15 protein-coding genes are annotated in these 20821 nt (G+C 57.3%); 8 read left to right on the top strand and 7 right to left on the bottom strand.

Going from position 1 to position 20821, the window contains the following annotated elements:
• Positions 1-377: 377 nt before the first annotated feature.
• Positions 378-1424 carry a 2,3-butanediol dehydrogenase gene (locus NYE69_RS00800; RefSeq protein WP_036618969.1) on the top strand — a complete coding sequence of 349 codons (1047 nt, stop codon included), beginning with the start codon at positions 378-380 and terminating at the stop codon, positions 1422-1424.
• A 23-nt stretch (positions 1425-1447) separates the two neighbouring features.
• Here NYE69_RS00800 and NYE69_RS00795 read toward each other — a convergent pair whose 3' ends face one another.
• The 5 genes from NYE69_RS00795 to NYE69_RS00775 form a co-directional block, all read right to left on the bottom strand.
• Positions 1448-1732 (bottom strand): hypothetical protein, encoded by a 285-nt coding sequence (locus NYE69_RS00795; protein WP_412761736.1) that lies wholly within the window; start codon positions 1730-1732, stop codon positions 1448-1450.
• A gap of 47 nt (positions 1733-1779) precedes the next feature.
• A complete protein-coding gene (locus tag NYE69_RS00790; RefSeq protein WP_328272195.1) occupies positions 1780-2373 on the bottom strand; it encodes a YkoP family protein in 594 nt (197 codons plus the stop codon).
• Between the two features lie 102 nt (positions 2374-2475).
• The gene (locus NYE69_RS00785) at positions 2476-3012 is read right to left on the bottom strand and encodes a phosphatase PAP2 family protein (protein ID WP_340922815.1); all 537 of its coding nucleotides are present in this window, start codon (positions 3010-3012) and stop codon (positions 2476-2478) included.
• A gap of 140 nt (positions 3013-3152) precedes the next feature.
• Complete coding sequence (locus NYE69_RS00780; RefSeq protein ID WP_051985202.1) at positions 3153-4367, bottom strand: MFS transporter; 1215 nt, start codon at positions 4365-4367, stop codon at positions 3153-3155.
• 12 nt (positions 4368-4379) lie between these two features.
• Positions 4380-5522: an MGDG synthase family glycosyltransferase gene (locus NYE69_RS00775; RefSeq protein WP_036618988.1), complete on the bottom strand. Its 1143-nt coding sequence runs from the start codon at positions 5520-5522 to the stop codon at positions 4380-4382.
• A gap of 388 nt (positions 5523-5910) precedes the next feature.
• Between NYE69_RS00775 and NYE69_RS00770 the strand changes: the two genes are divergently transcribed.
• The 3 genes from NYE69_RS00770 to rlmN all read left to right on the top strand — a co-directional run bounded on the left by NYE69_RS00770 (position 5911) and on the right by rlmN (position 10863).
• Complete coding sequence (locus NYE69_RS00770) at positions 5911-8481, top strand: DUF2339 domain-containing protein (protein ID WP_155619307.1); 2571 nt, start codon at positions 5911-5913, stop codon at positions 8479-8481.
• A 37-nt stretch (positions 8482-8518) separates the two neighbouring features.
• On the top strand, positions 8519-9715 hold the full coding sequence (locus tag NYE69_RS00765) for an LL-diaminopimelate aminotransferase (RefSeq protein ID WP_155619308.1): 1197 nt from the start codon (positions 8519-8521) through the stop codon (positions 9713-9715).
• An 89-nt stretch (positions 9716-9804) separates the two neighbouring features.
• On the top strand, positions 9805-10863 hold the full coding sequence (rlmN, locus tag NYE69_RS00760; protein ID WP_155619309.1) for a 23S rRNA (adenine(2503)-C(2))-methyltransferase RlmN: 1059 nt from the start codon (positions 9805-9807) through the stop codon (positions 10861-10863).
• 477 nt (positions 10864-11340) lie between these two features.
• Here rlmN and NYE69_RS00755 read toward each other — a convergent pair whose 3' ends face one another.
• Both NYE69_RS00755 and NYE69_RS00750 read right to left on the bottom strand, forming a co-directional pair.
• A complete protein-coding gene (locus tag NYE69_RS00755) occupies positions 11341-12114 on the bottom strand; it encodes a sporulation protein (protein WP_155619310.1) in 774 nt (257 codons plus the stop codon).
• Between the two features lie 90 nt (positions 12115-12204).
• The gene (locus tag NYE69_RS00750; protein WP_155619311.1) at positions 12205-14205 is read right to left on the bottom strand and encodes a beta-galactosidase; all 2001 of its coding nucleotides are present in this window, start codon (positions 14203-14205) and stop codon (positions 12205-12207) included.
• A gap of 482 nt (positions 14206-14687) precedes the next feature.
• Between NYE69_RS00750 and NYE69_RS00745 the strand changes: the two genes are divergently transcribed.
• The 4 genes from NYE69_RS00745 (at position 14688) to NYE69_RS00730 (ending at position 20722) form a co-directional block, all read left to right on the top strand.
• Positions 14688-15620 (top strand): ABC transporter permease, encoded by a 933-nt coding sequence (locus NYE69_RS00745; RefSeq protein WP_155619368.1) that lies wholly within the window; start codon positions 14688-14690, stop codon positions 15618-15620.
• Positions 15621-15635: 15 nt separating this feature from the next.
• Positions 15636-16517, top strand: a complete 882-nt coding sequence (locus NYE69_RS00740; protein ID WP_036619001.1) for a carbohydrate ABC transporter permease — start codon at positions 15636-15638, stop codon at positions 16515-16517.
• A gap of 139 nt (positions 16518-16656) precedes the next feature.
• Complete coding sequence (locus tag NYE69_RS00735) at positions 16657-18240, top strand: extracellular solute-binding protein (protein ID WP_196427454.1); 1584 nt, start codon at positions 16657-16659, stop codon at positions 18238-18240.
• A 184-nt stretch (positions 18241-18424) separates the two neighbouring features.
• A complete protein-coding gene (locus tag NYE69_RS00730) occupies positions 18425-20722 on the top strand; it encodes a helix-turn-helix domain-containing protein (protein ID WP_155619312.1) in 2298 nt (765 codons plus the stop codon).
• Positions 20723-20821 lie beyond the last annotated feature (99 nt).

The raw sequence follows: 20821 nt of genomic DNA, 5'->3' as shown, positions 1-20821 counted from the left end.
AATAGGTTTGGGAGCAGCAGACATGTTCGAGATCGTTAGACAGGTTTGTAAGAAGGAGGTTTATGGAGAAGTGAAGCAGACCTGACGGGAGGAATGGGGCAAGACACCGGGAAAAATGAAAGGGCCGTGATTAGCCCCTACGCTCCACCCCCTGAACAAGAGGGATAATCGTGCAAAGCAGCATGCAGGGATACCAAGACACGAACGCTATCATAATTTATTTTGTCAAGCACTGATCTCGGTTTTGAGCCCAATAAAAATAAATTAATTAATTTTAATCAACTAACTTTAAAAATTCTAAAATTAGGAGTACCCTAGTAAATGGAAGTAAATGAAAGATTCATATGCTTCATAATTTGACTAGGAGATGAGTGCAAGTGAAAGCTTTGAGATGGCATGGCGTCAAGGATTTGAGACTGGAAAACATCGAGGAGCCGAAACCGGCTAAGGGTCAAGCGAAAATAAAGGTGGAATGGTGCGGCATTTGCGGCAGCGATTTGCACGAATATACGGCTGGCCCGATTTTCATCCCGCTTGAAACCCACCCGCTCAGCGGAGACAAAGCGCCGGTAGTAATGGGGCATGAATTTTCCGGACAGGTGGTGGAAGTCGGCGAAGGAGTGACCCGGGTGGCCGTCGGCGACCGCGTCGTCGTGGAGCCGATCTATGCCTGCGGAACCTGCGAGGCTTGCAAGCAAGGCAAATACAATCTTTGCGATAAAATGGGCTTTTACGGCCTGGCCGGCGGAGGCGGCGGTTTCTCCGAATATACGTCCGTGCCGGAAGGAATGCTGCATAAAATCCCAGATTCGGTTTCCTTCGAGCAAGGCGCTCTGGTCGAACCGTCCGCGGTGGCGCTGCACGCGGTGCGCTCCAGCAAATTGAAAGTCGGCGACAAGGCCGCCGTGTTCGGCACAGGGCCGATCGGCCTGCTCGTGATCGAGGCGCTTAAGGCTTCGGGGGCTGCGGAAATCTACGCGGTTGAGCTGTCGGAAGAGCGGAAACAGAAAGCCGCGGAGCTGGGAGCGATCGTCATCGATCCGAAGGAATACGATGCCGTCGAGGAAATTCACAAGCGCACACAGGGCGGAGTGGACGTAGCCTATGAGGTGACCGGGGTTCCGCCGGTGCTGACCCAGGCGATCAACTCCACCAAAATCGGCGGAGAAACGATGATCGTCAGCATTTTCGAGAAGGAAGCTTCGATTCATCCGCAAAACATCGTTATGAAAGAGCGCACCGTGACCGGCATTATCGGCTACCGCGACGTTTTTCCGGCGGTGATCAGCCTGATGGCTCAAGGTTACTTCCCGGCGGACAAGCTTGTAACCAAGCGCATCAAGCTGGATCAAGCCGTTGAAGAGGGCTTTGAAGGGCTCCTCAAAGAACGGAATCAGGTCAAAATCTTGGTGAAGGCCGAGTAAGAAGGCGTTCCGCGGGCGGGGGATTATACCCGGTAAACGGTAATTCCCCGCTCCTGGAACGGCTTGACGTCATATTCGGAGGCTTCGGTTCCGGTAATCAGCGTATGGATGGCGCTGTTCGGCGCGACCGTGTGCAGCGACAGCTTGCCGATTTTGGTGTGGTCGGTCACGACGATGATCTCCCCCGCCGCGGCGATCATGCCCTGTTTCGCCGGAACCAGCAACGCCTCGGGATGCATCAGCCCGTGCTGGGGATGCAGCGCCGGGGTTAACGTGGACGGGAGATGTGAACGTAGACGTGAACGCAAGCAGGGTGCGACGGAAGCCTAGCCGGGGGCCCCGCCGGGGCTTCCTCCTAAACGGCGGGATTCTGCCCGGAGAACCGCCGGATCAGCGCCGAGCGGGTCATCACCAGCCGCATCGGCACAAGCTTTTCCGTGTGGGGAACGATACGGCTGCGGTTGCTCGGGTGGAACACCGTCAGCAGCAGACGCAGATACGAAGTCGTCAGCGCGCGGAAGCTGCTGCTTTCCATCTGATGCGTTTCAAAGCCCAACCCGTGCGTGATGCCGCGATGCAGCAAAGTGACGCCCTGCAGCGCCTTGACTTGGCTCAGCTGCGGGTTTTTCACCATTTCCGCGCAAATCTGCCGCATGGTGCCCCGCATCAACCGGGCGATCATGAGCGCGACCCGGTTTGCTTCGTGGGACTGCAGCAGCGCGAGGATTTTCCGGTTGTCCAAATGCAGTTCCCCGATCCAGTCCCCGTCATGAATCCACGTTCCATCCTCGCACAACATACCCTTGCCGCGATACTTCGTGACGAACATTTTGCAGATGCCGTATTCCCCGGCATATTTGGAGCGGAGGCGGCTAAACGCCTCGAATACCCGCTCCCAGCCCATCCAACCCCATTGGACGGCCCGTTTGATTATCGGAACCGGACGCATTTCAACTATCTCCTTCCAAACGATTTATTAGAATTGTTCAATCGGGTGGAAATCCCGGCTGTTGAACATGAATTTTTTTGAACATGAACATGTATTATTCATTCAAGCGGCTCCCGCGAGCAACACGACAAGCAGCGCGGTCAGCGCCCCGATCAGGCCGCCGGCGAGGCAGTCCGAAGGATAATGAACGCCCAGATAAATCCGCGACATCCCGACGATAAACGCAAGCGGCAGCAGGATTTGAGCCAGGCCGGGGGCGGCGAACAGAAACGGAACGGCGACGGAAAACGCGGCCGTCGTATGCCCGGACGGAAAGGAGTAATCCTTAAGCGGGCGGATCGAGATCCGGGCTCCCCGCAGCGCCGCGTAGGGACGCGTCCGCTGAAACGTCCTTTTGACCAGGACGGCTGCCAGATGGCTGAGCGCCAGAGCGCACAAGCTCTTCCAGCCCGCTTTTTGCCAAGGTCCCGCCGCAAACAGGATCACCGCAAGGGTGACGGCAATCGTAAACGCCGCGCCGCCCAAATGGGTGATTCCCTTCAAGACCAGGTCGAGCGCGGGATGGCTGAGCTTATGATTGCACCAGAAAAACAGCCGGTTATCATATTCGCGCAGCCGCTCATAATAGCGATACCTCATGTAAAACACTCCACTCCCTTAAAAAAATAACGGACGTGTTCGTGCTGTGCCGTTTGAAAATTTCCCGCCCGCGCGGGACATTCAAACGAGCCCGCTATCCGCCGGAAATTTCCGGTTTATCACACGCTTAAACGGATGGTTTAATGCTCTTGCCCGTAGCGCTCAAGCATTTGTCCGGCCTGGTACCGGACCGGCCGGATCCAGTAGAACAGCATGATGCCGAACAACAGCAAAGCGCTGACGCCGACCGTGGCCGTTTCGCCGAAGCTTTCGGCAACCCACCCGCCTAAAATCGGCCCGATGATCACGCCAATTCCTTCGATGCCGGACAATACCCCCCAGCCGGTCGCTTTTTGCTCGGCGGGAACGAAGTAGGACTGAATGGCGTTCCAGGCGGGAAGCACGGCGGCATAAGCCGCGCCGAAGCCCAGGGCCAGCAGCATCGTGCTGATCATCTGCCGGGAATAAACGAGCAGCCCAAGGCAGGCGGCCAAAGCGCCGAAGCCGGCGACGAGCAGCCATTTGTGGCCCCATTTGTCGGCCAGGCGGCCCATGGGGATGAGAAGCAGCACCGTCATCAACCCTCCGCCGAGCAGCACGATCGAGTATGCCGAATAATCCAAAGCCAGATATTCGGAAGCGAAGCTCGGCAGCACGGGCACCAGCAGTCCGGCGGCCAGCGTCTGCAAAATCATGCCGGGTACGAGCGGTTTTATTTGCGACAGCTTTTGCTGCATTTGCCGCAACTGCTGCTTAAAAGGAACGGTTCGGATCAAATCCCTGGACCGGAATACGCCGCTCTTTACGGCCGCCAGCGCCCAGCCTCCCGCCCAAAGTCCGGCCAACAGCCAGAACGACAAGGAGTAGCTCCGGTCGATCAGAAAATTAACGGCAACCGGCCCGAGGCCGAGCGAAACGAGCCAAACCGTGTATACCGCGCCCATTTGCGAACCCCGGTGGTCCTCCCGGATTTCCGAGAGGCAGAGCAGCCAGATCGGGGACACGCCTATCCCGAGCAGCCCGGAGCCGGCAATGATCGCCCAGGGTGCGCTGATGCCGAAGGATACGAACAGCCCAAGCAGTCCGAGCAGCAAAAATGCGTTGAGGATGAGCCGCGCCGGAAACCGGTCAAGCACGTATCCTGCGACGACCTTGATCAGGGTGTCGGCCAAATAGTGGATCGACACGGCCGCGCCGACCGCCGCCAGCGTGATATGCCGGTCATTGGCATAGGCGGGCAGGAATGAAATCAGGAAAGCGCTGCGGGCCATTTCGGTCAGGAACAAAATAGCGGAGCAATGCAGAAAGGAAGGGGGCAGCTTGCTCCAAAATCCTCCTTGCGCGGAATTTTTCATCGTTTCGAACTCCTATACTATGAATTGGTTTTCCGCGGCGGGCAGTCCGCGGACCAGCCGCAGCACGTCCTTGACGATCATATCGGCGGCATGCCCGGCGGCGAGCGCGTCGCATTGCCGCATCATTTTGTCCCGGGTAGCTTCGGAGTCGAGGATTTCGCTCACCAGCGGGAGGAGCTGCCGCACGTGTTTGGCCACCGCCGCGGCGCCTTTTCGCTCCAGATAAAGGGCGTTCTCCCGCTCCTGCCCGGAGAACGGCTTGTAAACGACGATCGGCGTACGAATTTGGATCGCTTCGGATAAAGTGATGCCGCCGGCCTTCGTAATGATGCAGGAGGCGCGCCGCATGCGGTCGTGGACCGCGTCCACGAACCCGAACAGCCGCAGCCGGGGATGACCGCCGAACCGGCGCTCCAGTTTCCGCCGCAGCTTGTCGTTCCCCCCGCATACGATGTCGACCCGCACGTCCGGCAAAGACAGCAGGCTTGCCGTCAACTGCTGAATATCCGGCAAAGGCACGCAGGCGCCCATCATGACAAGAATGGATCGGGGATGCCGCTGCGCGTCCGGCGGCACCGGAAAGGGCGGCTCGTAAAACGGTTCCCGCAGCGGAATGCCGCTGACGGTAATCGTTCCCGGCCGTACTCCCCGCCGGATCATTTCTTGCTTGAGGTCATCGGTGGCCACATAAAACCGGTCCGGGCGGTTATGCAGCCAGCGGCTGTGCAGGCTGAAATCGGTCACTACGGTAAATAGCGGGATGTGAATACCGTGCTTTTGCAGCTGATGTGAAATTCCTCCGAACGGGAACGTGCTTACGATGGCGTCCGCCTTTCGTTCCTTCAGGACGGAGATCAATTTTTTCATTCCGAGCACCCCGGCCCACTTGGCCAAAGCGCTGGTCTCTTCGATATTCCGGGTGGCGTAATACGACCAGCCATAATAGTCCAGACCGTAATTGGAGAAAAAAGGGCTGTATAAATATAAATAACGGGAAATGGAATTCATGCCGGGGTGGGCTTCCCGATACAAATCGAGAATGCTTGCCGATGCGGCGCCGAGTCGGGCGAAGGCTTGCTGCAGCGTTCGCGACACTTGAATATGACCGTTCCCGTAACCGGCGGTCAGGATAACGATGCTAATGTCCTGCTTCATGGTTTATACCTGCCTTTTTTGCTAAAATCGTTCGCGTTTTTCCGTTCCTTTATTGCACTTCGCTATTCAGTATAAGGGAAGCGCGTGAGGAACCGAACTGGCCGCGCGTCGAGATTTCGCTTCCGACTTAAGTCCAGTAGCGGGCTGGACTGACCTCCGAACCGTCCGCCAAATCGCTCCGCCGAACATATTCCACTGTATTGTCCCAGTGTTTTCACGGTTTCAACAGAGCGCCCGATCTTTGTTAACAAAGGAGCGGACTTAACGGGACATTGCAGTTTTGAGTCTTTTTACACTGGTTAACAATGGAATTTATTAGGTATAATGGAAGTCGATTTTTTATCACTCTAGTCATTTGGTTGCAGACGGAAACAGGTTGGAGGTTGCGATGAAGGAATTTAGGGATCGCCTGGTTCAACTCCAGGAGGATCAGGCCAGGATGCTTAAAGAATACCAAGCGTTGGTCGAGGAATATGAATCCTATGATTACATACGCGAAAACGGCGCGCTCCGCCGGCAATACGAGGAGCTCAAGCGGCGGGCGGACGGGCTGGAGGAACGGCTGGGGCAGCTCGATCACGAGAACCGGGAGCTGCGCCGGGCGCTTTCCGAGCAGATGTTGGATGAAAAGCTCGGATTGCTGGCCTTATCGAGGAAGAAGCTGTACACCTATTTTTCGGAGAAGGTGATCGGACAAGGGAACCGGCTTGAAAGTCTGGAGAATTTCGCCAAACAAAGAATCGATCATTTGATCCATCAGGCTGACAGGCAACTGGATGCCGACCAAGAAGGAATCAAGGCCCGCTTGAAGCAATTTCACGAGGAATTGGAACAGCGCATGGCCGAGCACCGGAAGCGGCTGCTGATAGAGGAGAATCGCATTCGCCAGGAGACCTGGGCCGGGTACGAGAAGCTTGCCGCGGAAGGCGTCGATGAGGAAACGGTACAGCGCCGCAAGAAACAAAACCAGATCGAAATGAAGATCGGCTTGAACTGGATCAACAAGATCGGCATTTTGCTGATCGTTCTGGGGGTAGGCGCGGCGTTCAAATATTCCTATACGGCCTGGTTCAGCGGGTATATGAAGGGGCTGGTTTTCTTCCTGCTCGGGACGCTGATGATCGCGGGCGGGGAATGGCTGTTCCGCAAAGGGAAAAAGATTTTCGCCTTAGGATTGCTCGGCGGCGGGATTTCGGTATTGTACGGCTCGGTTTTTTACAGCTATTTTCTCCTGCACATCATCGGCATGTATGCCGGGTTTGCCGTATGCGTCCTGATTACGGCGGCGGCCGTGTTTTTGTCGCTCAGGTACAGGTCGCGGACGATTTGTTCCCTGGGACTGATCGGCGGTTATCTGCCCTTGCTATCATACATAAGCGCGTTTGGACTTGAGGGCGCCGCCGTTTATGCGGGCATGGGGTATTTGCTGCTGCTCAACGGCTTGATTCTGCTCGTTTCGTTCCGGAAACGGTGGCCTGCCGTCACCTATATCAGCTTTTTGCTTCATACGCCGTGCATGATCGCCCTGGCGGCGCTGGCGGAGCAGGCGTGGATCGCCATGCTGTACGCCGTTTGCATCTTTTTGATGTATTTGGGCATCACCCTTTGGATACCGTTCAGGCACAAGTCGAAGCTAACCTGGTGGGACTTCGCTTTGCTTGCGCTGAATACCGTCGTCAGCTGCGGGACTTTGTACGGTCTGATCGCCAAAGCGGAACTGACCGGATTCAGGGGGCTGCTGGCTCTGCTGTTCTGCCTGGTCTACACGGCATTGGGACGGTTTGCGCATAAGAAACTGCCGCAGGAACGGGCGATCCGCGTCCTGTTTTACGCCACGGCGCTGACGTTTGCGGTTCTGATGATCCCGTTCCAGCTCGATGTCCGCTGGGTCTCCATGGGCTGGCTTTTCGAGGGAATGGCCCTCGCCGTCTTCGCCGGACGCAGCCGCCTGAAGCCGCTGGAACGCGCCGGATGGGGCATTGTGCTGCTCTGTGCGGGCGCGTTCTTCTGGGTGGATTTTATCCGCTATTTGGTGGGTGTCGTTCGCCCGGGGGATTTCAATCTGCAGTACAGCTCCATCTCTTTGGGGCCGCTGTTGCTGCTGCTGTATTACGCGCTGCGTTTCCGAAACCCGGAGGAAAACGGCCGTTATCTTGGCTGGGAGCACACGTTCATCTCCTGGGTAAAATACGTCACGCTGTGCAATTTGTGGCTGTATTTGGTTTATGAAGCGGGCTTCGTCTACGATCGGCTCGTTCCGGCGTCGATGAGCCATGAAGCTTTGTACAAATGGCTGCTCATCGCGGCGGTGACGATGGTGCTGGCCTATGCGTTAACCAAGTTCATGCTGCTTTACGACCGGTTCGTCAAAATTTATACGCTGGTCTTGTATTCGATCAGCTATTTCATATGTTTCATTGTCACGGTGGCGCTGCCCGCGCTGCAGGAAGACGCGGCCCGGAACGGAGCGGCCGAGTATATTGCGCTGATCGTGCTGATCGCCTTTAATATTATCGTTTTCTTTAGCGGCAAAGACATGCTGTTTACGGCGATCCGCCGCGATTTCCGCAGCGCGGAATGGTACCCGGTCATCATGGGGGCGTACCTGTTTGCCGTCATTACCGCCTTCCTGAGCGTGCAGTTCCGGCTCGGAGACGCCGGTTTATGGTTCAGTCTGGTGTACCTGCTGCTGGCGATCGGTTACATCGTTTATGGCTTCCGCTACAGATACGTGTACATCCGGCGGATCGGCCTGGGGCTGACGCTGCTGTCCACCGGGAAAATGCTGCTGTACGACCTGTCGCTGCTGACGACGGGCAGCAAAATTCTCGCCTTTTTCGGGTTTGGCGTTGTGCTGCTGGCCATTTCCTACATCTATCAGCGGGTTTCCCTCCGGCTGGAGGGTGTGAAGGAACAAGGATCTCCGGAGGAATCGGCGGTATCGAATTCGGCGGAGTAATTGGTATAATGGTTTAAAAATCTGAAGGAGCTTGGCTATGGAATTTACCCCATCGGATAAAGTGCAGCAAATGGCCACCGGCATATTTACGGAATTGGCCCGGCGCAAACGGTCCGCTTCCCGTCAGGGCATAGAAGTTATCGACCTGAGCGTGGGCAGCCCCGATCTTCCGCCGCCGCCGCTGGTCGCGGAGAAACTTGCGGCCTCGGCGCAGCATGCGGAAAACTACGGATATGCCCTGGGGGGGACCCGGGAGTTTCATGAAGCGGTGAGTCATTTTTACCGCAGGCGGTACGGAGTGGAGCTCGATCCGGAGCAAGAGGTGCTCCAAACGATGGGTTCGCAGGACGGGCTTGCCCATTTGGCTTTGGCGGTCGTCAATCCCGGGGATTACGTATTGATTCCGGACCCGGGTTATCCGATTTACGAGGCGGGGGTGGTACTGGCCGGGGGCCAGGTGTATCCGCTGCCGCTTCGCGAGGAAAACGGGTATCTGCCGCGGTTGGATCAGGTTCCGGGTGAAATTGTGGCGCGGACGAAAATGATGATTCTCAGCTATCCCGGCAACCCGGTGCCGGCCATGGCGGACGTTTCTTTTTTCGAGGAAGCCATCCGGTTTGCGAAGCGGCATAACATTTTGATCGTCCATGATTTCGCTTATTCCGAACTGATTTTCGACGGGCGCCCCCGGCTAAGCTTTATGGCGGTTCCCGGTGCCAGGGAAGTGGGCATCGAGTTCAACTCGCTGTCCAAAACGTTTAATATGGCCGGCTGCCGGATCGGCTATGCCGTCGGTCACCCTGGAGTTTTGCGGGCGCTCGGCACGCTGAAATCGAACATCGATTACGGCGTTTTTCTTCCGGTTCAACAGGCCGCCGCGGCCGCGCTGATGGCGGACGATCGTTTGCTTGAGGCCCAGGTGAAAGAGTATGAAGCGCGCAGGGATACGCTGATTTCCGGGCTGGCGAAGGTAGGCTGGCAGGTGGCGAAGTCCCCGGCCACGATGTTTGTGTGGGCCCCAATCCCGGCGGGCTGGACTTCGCGCGAGCTGGCGTTCGCGCTGATCGAGCAGGCGGGCGTGGCGGTGGTGCCGGGCGATGCGTTTGGCCGTCAAGGGGAAGGGTACGTGCGGATCGCGCTTGTGCAGCCTTCCGGCCGGCTTGCCGAGGCGGCCGAGCGGATCGGCCGGTTTCTGCGGCGGCGGGACGGTCTTGGCAGTCAAAATCAACCATAGGGCGGAATATCCTCGAACATGTGTTAAAATAGGTGAAGGTCAACTTCTAAAATTTTAAAATATAGCGAAAGAGGATCGAGGATATTACGATGAATCAACGATATTCGATATATGGTTTGACCAAGGACCGGCTCGCCGCCTGGCTGCTGGATCATGGACATAAAAAGGGGCGGGCCGAACGGGTTTGGGATTGGCTGTACCGGCAGCGGGTCACCGATTTTCAGGCGATGGACGATGTAAACGCCGAGTGCCGGGCGGTGCTTGCCGAGCATTTTGCGGTCGAAACGCTGAAAGAACATACCCGGCAGGAATCCGTCGACGGCACGATCAAGTTTTTGTTCCAATTGCAGGACGGGAATCTGATCGAAACGGTGCTGATGCGCCATAAATTCGGCCTATCGGTATGCGTGACGACCCAGGTCGGCTGCAATATCGGCTGCAGCTTCTGCGCCAGCGGACTGCTCAAGAAAAGCCGCGACCTGACGAGCGGGGAGATCGTGGAACAGGTCATGAAGGTGCAGCTTCACCTGGACCGCAAGGGCCGGGGGGAGAAGGTCACCCATATCGTGGTCATGGGGATCGGCGAGCCGTTCGACAACTACGACAATATGGCCGATTTTCTGCGCGTCATCCAGGATCCGAAAGGGCTGGCCATCGGGCCGCGGCATATCACCGTATCGACGAGCGGGCTGGCGGACAAAATCATCGAATTCGCCGACTCCGACCTGCAGGTTAATCTGGCGGTATCCCTGCACGCGCCGAACAACGATCTGCGCACCCGGATCATGAAGATCAACCGGGCGATTCCGATCGAGAAGCTGCTGGCGGCGATCGACTACTACCTGGAGAAAACGAACCGGCGGATCACGATCGAGTACATTTTGCTGAAGGACGTGAACGACGGCAAAGAGCACGCTTTGGAGCTGGCGGAACTAATGGGCGATCGGCTCGTCAACGTCAATCTGATCCCGTACAATCCGGTGGACGAACACGCCCAGTATCAAAGAAGCGCCCAGGAATCGGTGCTGGCTTTTTACGATGTGCTGAAAAAACAAGGCGTCAGCTGCAGCATCCGGCTGGAGCACGGCACCGACATCGACGCGGCATGCGGCCAGCTGCGCAGCAAGCAGCTGAAGCTGCCGGGCTGAAGGGGCGGACGGCGTGGCGCCGGACCAATAAGGAAGGACTTGGAGCTGAGCTCCAAGTCCTTTTTTGAGTCGTTGAAGGCAGCGCAACTTGCCGAGGGAACGGCCGCTTAACCGGGCCAATTGCAAAAGTGCATTTGAAATGAGCCGAATTCCGGCCATTAGTGCGATGAGATGCAAAAGTGCAGTTGAAAATGGCCCGTAGAAACAAATTTGCTCAACATGGCGATACTGGCCTGCACTTTTGCATTTGACGGGTCATATTCGGGCCATTTCGACGAAAACCGCATGCACATTTGCATTTCATGGAATTCGGGAGCAGCTGCCGTCTGATGCCGTAACAAAAATCAGCTCTGCAACTGCCGCCAAACGCGGTCCAGGCTCCTCAAAACGGGGGATGGGGATAACGCCGAAATAACGGCGCTTTTTTCCTTTATATCATCCCTTGCGGCGGCCCGAACCCCTGGGGCGATAAATGCTTTAAATATGTCTTGCAATGACCGCTTCCAACTGGGCGGCTACCGATTGCGGACCGCGAAGGAGATCGTCTCTGGACAACCGGACCCGCACAAACCGCTCATCCAGCTCCAGCGCTTCGGCGAACAAGCCGCTTAAGCCGCGGGCGCGGCGATCGACCTGCAGTATCAGCTCGAGCGTATCGCCTTTCGGGAAAAACAGGATTTCCAACTCGTCCAGGTATCCGTAGAATCTGCCTCCGGGCGCGTATTCGAACTCCTGCACGAACGGCAGGGCCCCGCCAAGCCTCGGAGCGTAATCGTTCGTCACTTCGCGCAGGCGGAACCCGAGCAGCTCCACCGCGTCCAGCACGGTTCGCATTTTCCGGTCCGGTACGACGTGGATCAGGTCTTCGTCCTTCGGATCGACCCCCATGTCGATGTCGAGCCCGGTTTCGATCCAGATCGGTACGTTCCGCAGCGTCACCGGCATCCGGTCCGGCAGCCTGAAGCGGAACGGAATTTGCTTCCTCTCGCCGGCCTTCAGCTCGAAGCCCTGGGTCACCAGGTATTTGGCGATCGTGGCGGTTTCCCTGAGCTTGCTGTCGCCTTGCTCGCGTATGTAATGGGTCTTTAGCTTCAGATAAATGTTGTCGATGGACTGGTCGGCCTGTCCTCCCTCCAAATAGACGGTTCCGCCGATTTCCCCACCGACAGCGACCTCCAACGTATCCAGCTCCGTATTGATCCGCGCCGCCCCGATTCCCACGCTGGCCAACATTTTCTTAAAAAAGGACATGATATCAACCTTCCTTCAACATTTTTTCGTCTGCAGGATTATGTATGCAGCGGTTACGGAGGTTAATACGGTCTCTGGACGGTTGCGGTTTCACTTTTCCATACGGATTACCCGGCATTCATACGCGGCAACGGCGAACGCCCCGGCGGCGGTCTTGCGCCCGGTGACGGCATCCAGGCCTTCGCGGGGGAGGGTGACGGTTCCTCCCAAGCCGTCCATATTGATAATAACCCAAAGATCATGGCCGTCATCTCCGGTTCTGGGGACAACAAGCGTGCCGGGGGTGACGTCGCTCTGCAGGGCAACTCCCGCTTCGCCGGCATAATGCCCGATCAGCTTTTGCAGCAGCAGGTCGCCCGCTTCGCCGTACGGCAGGGAGCCGAGCATGACGATTTTGCCGCGCCCATGGCGGCGTTCGGTCGCGAAGGCGAGGCCGGGGGTCAGGCCCGCGGCGATGGTGCCGACGACGGCGGTTTCCCGGCCGGCCGGCGCAAAGACGGCGCTCCACAGGGAAAGCGGGGCGGTGACGCCGAAAGCTTCCCCAACCGAACCGGTCCCGTCCATCGGATACGTGTACACCGTTTTGACGCCGGCCCAACCCTCCAGCTCGCCCAAACCGGCCTCCGCCGGAATCGTATGCTCCGCCGTCCGTCCGCCGGTCAGCGGCCCGGCCACCCAGATGCCGCCCTCGGCAACCCATTTAAGCGCCCGCTGTAAAAATTCCGAAGACACGTACGGCAGGAAAGGGGTGAACAGCAGTTTATACCCCGTCAGCTCGCCGCCTTCGGGAACGACATCGCGATAAAGGCCCTGCGCTAAAATCCGTTTGTAAAAATCGTTCATCAACCCGCGGTAATTCAGCTTCCGGTGCGGCTCCGTCTGCAGGAAAGCTTTGGCGCGGTCGGAGTACGTGATCGCGACCTCGGCGCGCGCCGGCCGGCTCGCCAGCAACACCGGCTCCAGCTCCCGCCGCGCCGCCTCGGCTTCCAGCACGCTGCGGTAGCCGATCGTCGGCTCGCCCCAGGCGCTGACGACGGAGCCGTGCGGCTGCTCGCTGCCTGTGCGCTGCTGCCGCCACAGCCAGTAGCAGAACCCGCCCGCGCCCAGGGCGTAGGCGGCCGCCGCTTCGGCCTTGACGTACCCGATCGGGTGCGGCGAGGCGTAGCTCTCAAGCGACGCGGCGAACGACGGGCTCGTCTCCATCACCCAAAAGGCCTTTCCCGGCTTCAAGTTCCGCCACAGATCGCAGTTGAACAAATAGGCGTGGGCGTTCTCCCGGGAGGCGTACGAATCGAAGGAGGCGAAGTCGAGATTCCGGAACAGTCTTTCGTTGTCCAGATGAAACGGAATGTTGCTGTTATGGGTGATCGGCGCAGCGGAGTAACGGCGGATAATGGCCGCCTGCTCGTCGGCAAATTCGGCGATTTGTTCCATGGTGAACAGCCGGTACATCGTGCGCAGCGACGAGTTGTGCAGAAACGGCGTTGGGCCGGGCTGCGGCACCTCCTCAAAACGCCGGTACGTCTGGCTCCAGACGTTGGTTCCCCACGCTGCGTTCAGCGCTTCGATCGTGCCGTAGCGCCGCTCCAGCCAACGCTGCCACAGCTTCTTGCAGGACGAGCACAGACAGTCGGCGACATGCGCCTTGAACTCGTTGTCGAGCTGCCAGGCGATTACTCCGGGCAGCCGGCCGACGGTCTGGGCGATCCGTTCGGTAATGATCGCGGCCCGCTCGCGGAAATGGGCGTTGTTCGTGCAGACGTGCTGCCTAGCGCCATGGTTCATGACGATCCCTTGTTCGTTCACGTGCATCCGCTCCGGATGGCCGTCGCTCATCCAGATCGGCGGCGCCGGAGTCGGCGTGCACATCACCGTATCGATGCCGTTCGCATAAAGCAGCCCGATCACCTCCGCAAAAAAGCCGACATCGATGCGCCCCTCCTCCGGCTCCAGCACGGACCAGGCGAATTCGCCCATCCGCACGACATTGATGCCGGTCTCCTTCATGGCCGCGATATCCCGCATCAGCACGTCCCGGCTCCACAGCTCGGGATACAGGGCAGCGCCGTGATAAAGTTTGCCGTTGATCATCAAATCCACTCCTCTTTAGAAAAAAATCGCTTGGGCGGCGGGAACGTCGGGCGGACCTGGCGATAACCGGGAACTGGGCGGCAATACTCTTGGACGGTAATACTCTTCCTTACCCAGCGCCGCACCGCGTTTAGCAATCCGGTCTAGCGCCTTCTACCCGCATATCGCGCCGTAGTGCGTTCAGCCCCCTGTCAGCCGCCCGCTTCTCTCCCCGTCAGTCTGCGCCAGTTGCCAGGGGCGGCGCAATAGCAATCTTTTGCCGGGTTCGCACTTTTTTGAAAAAATGGGACCGTCCCCAGGCGGCAGGCGCGTTCAAGAAAGTCCAATTGCCGGAAAGGAAGGGCCGCTTCATAATGAGACTACATCGGTCGCAAACCGGCGGAGCAGCCTGCAGCCAAATGGCGGCAAAGCCGGCTTGACGATTCGGCAGAACGTCTTGGGAGGTGAACGGGGTGAAGCAAACGGCTGCGGCAAGCATCCGAATGAATCAACCGCCTTTACAAAGCAAACGGGAAACGAGATGGAGACGCCTCAGGCGCGACAAGTGGCTGTATCTGCTGCTGACGCCCGGGGTCCTGTATTTTATCATTTTCAAATATGTGCCGATGTGGGGCGTGCTGCTGGCTTTCAAAAACTATCAGCCGTTCCTCGGATTCTGGAAAAGCGAATGGGTCGGCTTCGAGCACTTCAGAGTTTTTTTTCAGAACCCCGACTTTTTTATGCTGCTGCGCAACACGCTGGTGCTGTCGCTTTACAACCTGATCTTTTTCTTCCCGGCACCGATCATTTTGGCCTTGCTCCTGAATGAAATCCGCCGGTCCTTCTTCAAACGGACGATTCAGACGATGATTTACGTTCCGCATTTTATTTCGATGGTCATTGTGGCCAGTTTGTCTTACGTGTTTTTGACGACTGAGGGCGGCATGGTTAACGAATTTTTGTATGCGTTTACAGGTGAGAAGATCGATTTCCTGTCCAGCCCGGACTGGTTCCGGCCCCTGATCATTTTGCAGACGATTTGGAAGGAGTGCGGCTGGGGGACGATCATCTTCCTCGCGGCGCTGGCCGGGGTGGACGTGGAGCAGTACGAGGCGGCCATTGTCGACGGGGCGAGCCGCTGGCGTCAGCTGTGGCATATTACGCTGCCGTCGATCCGCAGCACGATCGTCATCCTGCTGATCCTGCGCATGGGGACGATTCTCGATAACGGCTTCGAACAAATTTACCTCATGATGAACGCACTGAACCGCGAGGTGGCCGAAGTGTTCGACACGTATGTGTACACGCTGGGGATCACCCAGGGGGCGTTCAGCTACAGTACGGCCGTCGGCTTGTTTAAGTCGGTCATCGGCGTCACCCTCGTGCTCGGCACGAACTGGCTGGCCAAAAAATCCGGAGAATCGGGACTTTATTAAAAAGGAGGGACGCTTATGGCCAAACAATACAAAAGCACGGGCGAAAAGGTATTTGACGCGTTCAACTACGTCTTTCTCAGCCTCTTCGGGCTGCTGGCGATCCTGCCGTTCATCTTCGTCATCTCCGGCTCCTTCGCCACCGATGCGGAAATTACGAAACGCGCCGTGTTTCTCATTCCGCGCACGTTTTCTTTGGACGCGTACAAGTTTATTTTTTCGACGGACACGATCGTCCGCAGTATCGGGGTGTCCATCTATGTCACCTTGGTCGGCACGATCGTCAATCTGTTCTTCACGGTGACGATGGCTTATCCAATGGCCCGGCGCAACCTGATGGGCCGGAACTTGATTCTGAACCTGGTCATTTTTACGATGCTGTTCGGCGGCGGCATGATTCCCACGTACCTGGTCATCCGCGATCTCCAGCTGCTGGACACGCTGAACTCCCTTATCCTGCCCGGAGCGATCAGCGCTTTTAACCTGATTATCGTCAAAAATTTCTTCCAGGAGCTCCCCCCGGAGCTGGAGGACGCCGCCAAAATCGACGGCTGCAACGAGCTGGGCTTGCTGTGGCGCATCGTGCTCCCCTTATCCAAGCCGGTGCTGGCTACTTTTACGTTGTTTTACGCCGTCGGCCACTGGAACAACTTTTTTTCGGCGCTGCTGTACATCAACGATCCGGCGAAATGGCCGCTGCAGGTGATGCTGCGCCAGATCGTCATGCTGTCCCAAGCGGCGGGGGACATCAACTCCATGGACCCGACCTTCGTGCAGCCGCCGGAGCAATCGATCAAGATGGCCGTGATCGTCGTCGGCACGATTCCGATTCTGTGCGTGTACCCGTTCCTGCAAAAGCATTTCGCCAAAGGGGTGCTGCTCGGTTCGATCAAAGGCTGACCGGCTGCCGCCATCGCATCAACATTCCGCATCATTGAAAAACCTTTGTGTAAATTCATGGACTTTTCTTGAAAGGTCCGATGATTTTGCAATATATGCCGAACCAGGCTCATACCATTAAAAGGAGGTCAAAACGTATATGACTGTAAAATTGAGTTGGAAGCGCTGGGCCGCTTTGCCGCTGGCGGCGGCGCTGATGTTCGCGGCCGCCGGATGCGGGGGGAACGGCGGAAGCGGAGGACCGGAAGCGTCTCCGGCCGCCACCTCAGGCGGGGGAGGGAACGCCTCGTCGGAAGGGCCCTTGAGATTGTCGATCATGCTGCCGGTTTTCAAAACAAACTATCCGAAGGACGACGGTCCGGTCGTCGAAGAGATCGAAAAGCGGACCAACACGCAGATCCATTTCGAGTGGGTGCCGAACGCTTCCTACGCCGACAAGTTCAACATCACCCTCGCTTCCGGCAAGCTGCCAACCATCATTTACGTCGGGGACGTCAAGGGACCAAGCTTTGTGGGCGCGGCCAAATCCGGGGGGTTTTGGGAGTTGGGGCCTTATCTCAAGGACTATAAAAACCTGAGCGGGGCGAACCCGGTCATCATGAAAAACTCGTCCATCGAAGGCAAGAACTATGGGCTCTACCGCGGACGGGTGCTCGGGCGCAACGGAATCGCGTTCCGCAAGGATTGGCTCGATAAGGTCGGGCTGCAGACACCGCAAACGATTGACGATTTTTACAATATGCTGAAGGCCTTCAAAGAGCAAGACCCGGACGGGAATGGAAAAGACGACACGTACGGCATGGTTCTGGTCAAATGGACGGGGCAGTGGGCCAGCGGCTTCGACACCATAAAATTGTGGTTCGGCGCGCCGAACAAGTGGGGGGGAAAGGACGGCCAGCTCGTCCCCGAGCACGAATACCCCGAATATCTGGAAGCGCTGAAATTTATGAAAAAGCTGTACGACGAAAAGCTGATCAACTCCGACTTTGCCGTCATGGACAGCGCCAAATGGGTCGACCCGGTGGTCAACAATAAAGCGGGCGTCATCGTCGACGTTGTGGACGTCGGCGCGCGGATTGACGACAAAATCCACGCCGCGCTGGCCAAGGAGGGCAAAGACGAGCCGGAGAAGCATTATATCGACGTGACGGGCGGCGTCACGGGCACGGACGGCCAGCTCCGTACTTTACCGACCTCCGGGTATTCCGGCATTTTGGCGATCCCGAAATCGTCGGTTAAAACCGAAGCGGAACTGAAGCGGGTGCTCGCTTTTCTGGATCAACTGAACGAACCGGAGATGCAGACGATGCTTAACTTCGGTCTGGAAGGCGCCCACTACAACCTGGTGAATGATTACATCGAACCGATCAAGGATACGGCGAAGCTGGAATCGGAAGTTGAAGGTTTGAACCAGATGCTCGCGTTTATTCCCGAGGATCGTTCCAAACAGGTGAAGCAGACGCCGCTGCGCGTGAAGCAGGCGGAGGTGCAAAAGGCGAACGAGCAGTACATTGTTTCCAACCCGGCGGAGCCGTTCATTTCCACGGTATATTCGCAAAAGGGCCAGCAGCTCGACAACATCATCAATGACGCCCGCATCAAGTTTATCGTCGGCCAGATCGACGAGGCCGGGTTGAAGTCGGCCTTCGAGCTGTGGAAAAAGTCCGGCGGAGACGATCTCGTCAAGGAAATGAACGAGCTTTACAGCAAGGAGAACCCGTAAGCGCATCAAGCTCACCGCAAAAAGATCATCGGATGAAGGCGTGGATAGCGGCTGCCCCCAAGGTTCGTGACGAGCCTTTGCGGGCAGCTTCCCGCACTTATATTCCCAAAACATGTAACGTGCATTGCAATTTATCGTGTATGCGTTTACATTTTGGGTATATCTTATTTCGGTTGGTGAGGAAATGAAAATGGGGAAAGGGCGGTATTACCGCAAAAACCTGATCCTGATGCTGGTGGTTTCGGCCATTCCGGGAATCATCACCGGGGCGCTCGTCTACGGCATGATCGGCGGGCGGCTGGAAAACGAGCTGCTGCAGATGCATCACCGGCAAATCGAGCAGCGGGCCCGCAATATCGACGAGCAGCTGGCCAATTTGGAGCTGATGTTGTCCCATTGGGCGTTTGATCCGAAATTCGATTACAGTCTGAACGGACTAGACTTCACCATCGATTTCGAGCGGGCGCGGGACATTACGAAAACGCTGGTCGTCATGCAGGGCTCCAATACGATGATCAAGCAGGTGGAGCTGTATTTAGGAGGGAATGAGCCAATCCTGTTTGACCCCGAATACGGGGAGATCAAGTCCGCGGCGGTGACCGGCTTGTACGACAAGCTGGTCGGGACGCGGCAGAGCACCTATTGGACGGAGTGGGCCTTTGACCCGAGCCGCCCCGGCGAAAAGGAGCTGACGCTGGTGCACCACATCCCCGGCGGCAGCCAGGAGCCGTTTGGGGCGCTGCTGATTCGGATGGACACCGGGAAAGTGGCGGATATGCTGAAAACGATGACGCCTTATAACGTGGGGGAGACGTTTTTGGCCCAAACGACAGGCGGGCTGTTCGCTTCGGCTGGCGGAAGCGCGCCGGATTCGCCGTTCGTGAAGCGGCTGCGGGCCGAAATCCGCGAGCGGGGAAGCGCCGATAAAGCTTCTTTTGTCTTAGAGTGGGAGGGGAAAACCTATGCCGTCACGTACGGCGCGTTTTCCCGGATCGCCAATGAATGGGTGTATGTCTCCGCTTCACCGATTTCCAGCATCACGGCGCCGGTGATGTTTGTATCCAAGCTGATTTTTATCGTGAGCTTCAGTGCCTTGGTGTTGGCCGCGCTGCTGTCCTGGCTGGCGTCCAGGCGGATGTACTCGCCGATCCGGCGGCTGTTCAAGACGCTGCTGCCGGAGCATGCGGCGGTGGAGGGCCAGGAGGACGACGAATTTGCGCTGATCGAGCGGCAGTGGCTGAACTTGCACTGGGAGAGCCACGACCTGCAGCGGAAGCTGGCGGAGCAGCTTCCCCATGTGAAGGAGAGCTTTCTTCACCAGCTGCTGCACGGTCATTTATACGCCTATTCCGAGCAGGAGCTGCGCGGCCGGATGGAGCGTTTTAAATGGGAGGTGGAGAACCGCCGCTTTGTTTTGCTGTATGTCCAGCTGACGGGCATCACGAGCTTGGGCGGGAAATTCAAAAACGGCGACGAAGGACTCGTATCCTACGCGGCGGCGAACATCATCAGCGAGCTCGCCGCGCAGCGCTTCAGCCAGTGCGATACGATTCATTTTCACAATTTATCGACCGGGATTGTGCTGATGGTACCGAACGAAACGTCCTACATGCCAGAAGTTCAAGCTTTTAGCGAAGAGTTGATCCGGACGGTGAACCTGTTCTTGAAGATGCGCGTCACAGTGGCGGTTAGCCGGGCCGTGACCCAGGTTACGGACATTCCGTTCGCGTTTGAGGGAGTACGGCAGGCCGCCAGCTACCGGCCATTTGACGGGGAGAACCAGATCATCGAGATGGAGAAGCTGGACCGCGAAGGGGCCGAGGAGGGAGAGCCGGCCTATTCGTTTACGCTCGAGCGGGAGCTGATTCAGGCGATGCGCACCGGCCAGGAGGAAGACGCGTACCGGCTGCTGGGCGAATTCCTCGCCGCCTTGAGCGCAAGAGGCGCCAAGACGATCGACGTGCAGCAGGGGATGCTGCAACTGCTCGGCCATATCCAGCACGCCATCATGCAGTCCGGCATTCATCCGAACCGCCTGTTTAAAGGTGTCAATCTGTACGAGGCGCTTTCGCAAATCCGCGAGCCGGAGCTGATCCTGACCTGGTTCCGGGAAAAAGTGCTCGCCCCCTATCTCAAAGAGCTGTCCCTCCGTGCAAACGCGGGGGTCAAGCTGCTGATCGAGCAGGCGATGATTTATTTGCAGCAAAACTACATGAAGGACATTTCGCTCGACAGCTGCGCCGATCACATCGGCACGAACCCGTTTTTTCTGAGCAAATCGTTTAAGCAGGTGACGGGCCACAATTTCATCGATTATTTGACCGAGTTGCGGATGGAGAAAGCTAAGGAGCTGCTGCGCGACACGGGCCTAAGGATTTGCGATGTGGCCCAGCAGGTTGGGTACCAGCACAGCTATTTCAACCGGATTTTCAAGAAGCTGGAAGGGATGACGCCGACCCGGTACCGCGAGCTTAGCCAGTAAAACGGCACTAGCGTTGCATAAACTTTTGCATAAGACAAGTTGTAGCCCTGATACTTTCCGGATTTCCGCAATGGCTCAGGTTTTCGAAGCGATATTGTC

Source organism: Paenibacillus sp. FSL R5-0527 (assembly GCF_038008055.1).
Lineage (GTDB): Bacteria > Bacillota > Bacilli > Paenibacillales > Paenibacillaceae > Fontibacillus > Fontibacillus macerans.
This window is presented reverse-complemented; position numbering and strand designations above follow the sequence as displayed.

Excerpts from the sequence above, each read along its gene's own strand:
- NYE69_RS00790 (WP_328272195.1), bottom strand. The coding sequence starts at position 2,373 with ATGCGTCCGGTTCCGATAATCAAACGGGCCGTCCAATGGGGTTGGATG.
- NYE69_RS00785 (WP_340922815.1), bottom strand. The coding sequence starts at position 3,012 with ATGAGGTATCGCTATTATGAGCGGCTGCGCGAATATGATAACCGGCTG.
- NYE69_RS00780 (WP_051985202.1), bottom strand. The coding sequence starts at position 4,367 with ATGAAAAATTCCGCGCAAGGAGGATTTTGGAGCAAGCTGCCCCCTTCC.
- NYE69_RS00775 (WP_036618988.1), bottom strand. The coding sequence starts at position 5,522 with ATGAAGCAGGACATTAGCATCGTTATCCTGACCGCCGGTTACGGGAAC.
- NYE69_RS00770 (WP_155619307.1), top strand. The coding sequence starts at position 5,911 with ATGAAGGAATTTAGGGATCGCCTGGTTCAACTCCAGGAGGATCAGGCC.
- NYE69_RS00765 (WP_155619308.1), top strand. The coding sequence starts at position 8,519 with ATGGAATTTACCCCATCGGATAAAGTGCAGCAAATGGCCACCGGCATA.
- rlmN (WP_155619309.1), top strand. The coding sequence starts at position 9,805 with ATGAATCAACGATATTCGATATATGGTTTGACCAAGGACCGGCTCGCC.
- NYE69_RS00755 (WP_155619310.1), bottom strand. The coding sequence starts at position 12,114 with ATGTCCTTTTTTAAGAAAATGTTGGCCAGCGTGGGAATCGGGGCGGCG.
- NYE69_RS00750 (WP_155619311.1), bottom strand. The coding sequence starts at position 14,205 with ATGATCAACGGCAAACTTTATCACGGCGCTGCCCTGTATCCCGAGCTG.
- NYE69_RS00745 (WP_155619368.1), top strand. The coding sequence starts at position 14,688 with ATGAATCAACCGCCTTTACAAAGCAAACGGGAAACGAGATGGAGACGC.
- NYE69_RS00740 (WP_036619001.1), top strand. The coding sequence starts at position 15,636 with ATGGCCAAACAATACAAAAGCACGGGCGAAAAGGTATTTGACGCGTTC.
- NYE69_RS00735 (WP_196427454.1), top strand. The coding sequence starts at position 16,657 with ATGACTGTAAAATTGAGTTGGAAGCGCTGGGCCGCTTTGCCGCTGGCG.
- NYE69_RS00730 (WP_155619312.1), top strand. The coding sequence starts at position 18,425 with ATGAAAATGGGGAAAGGGCGGTATTACCGCAAAAACCTGATCCTGATG.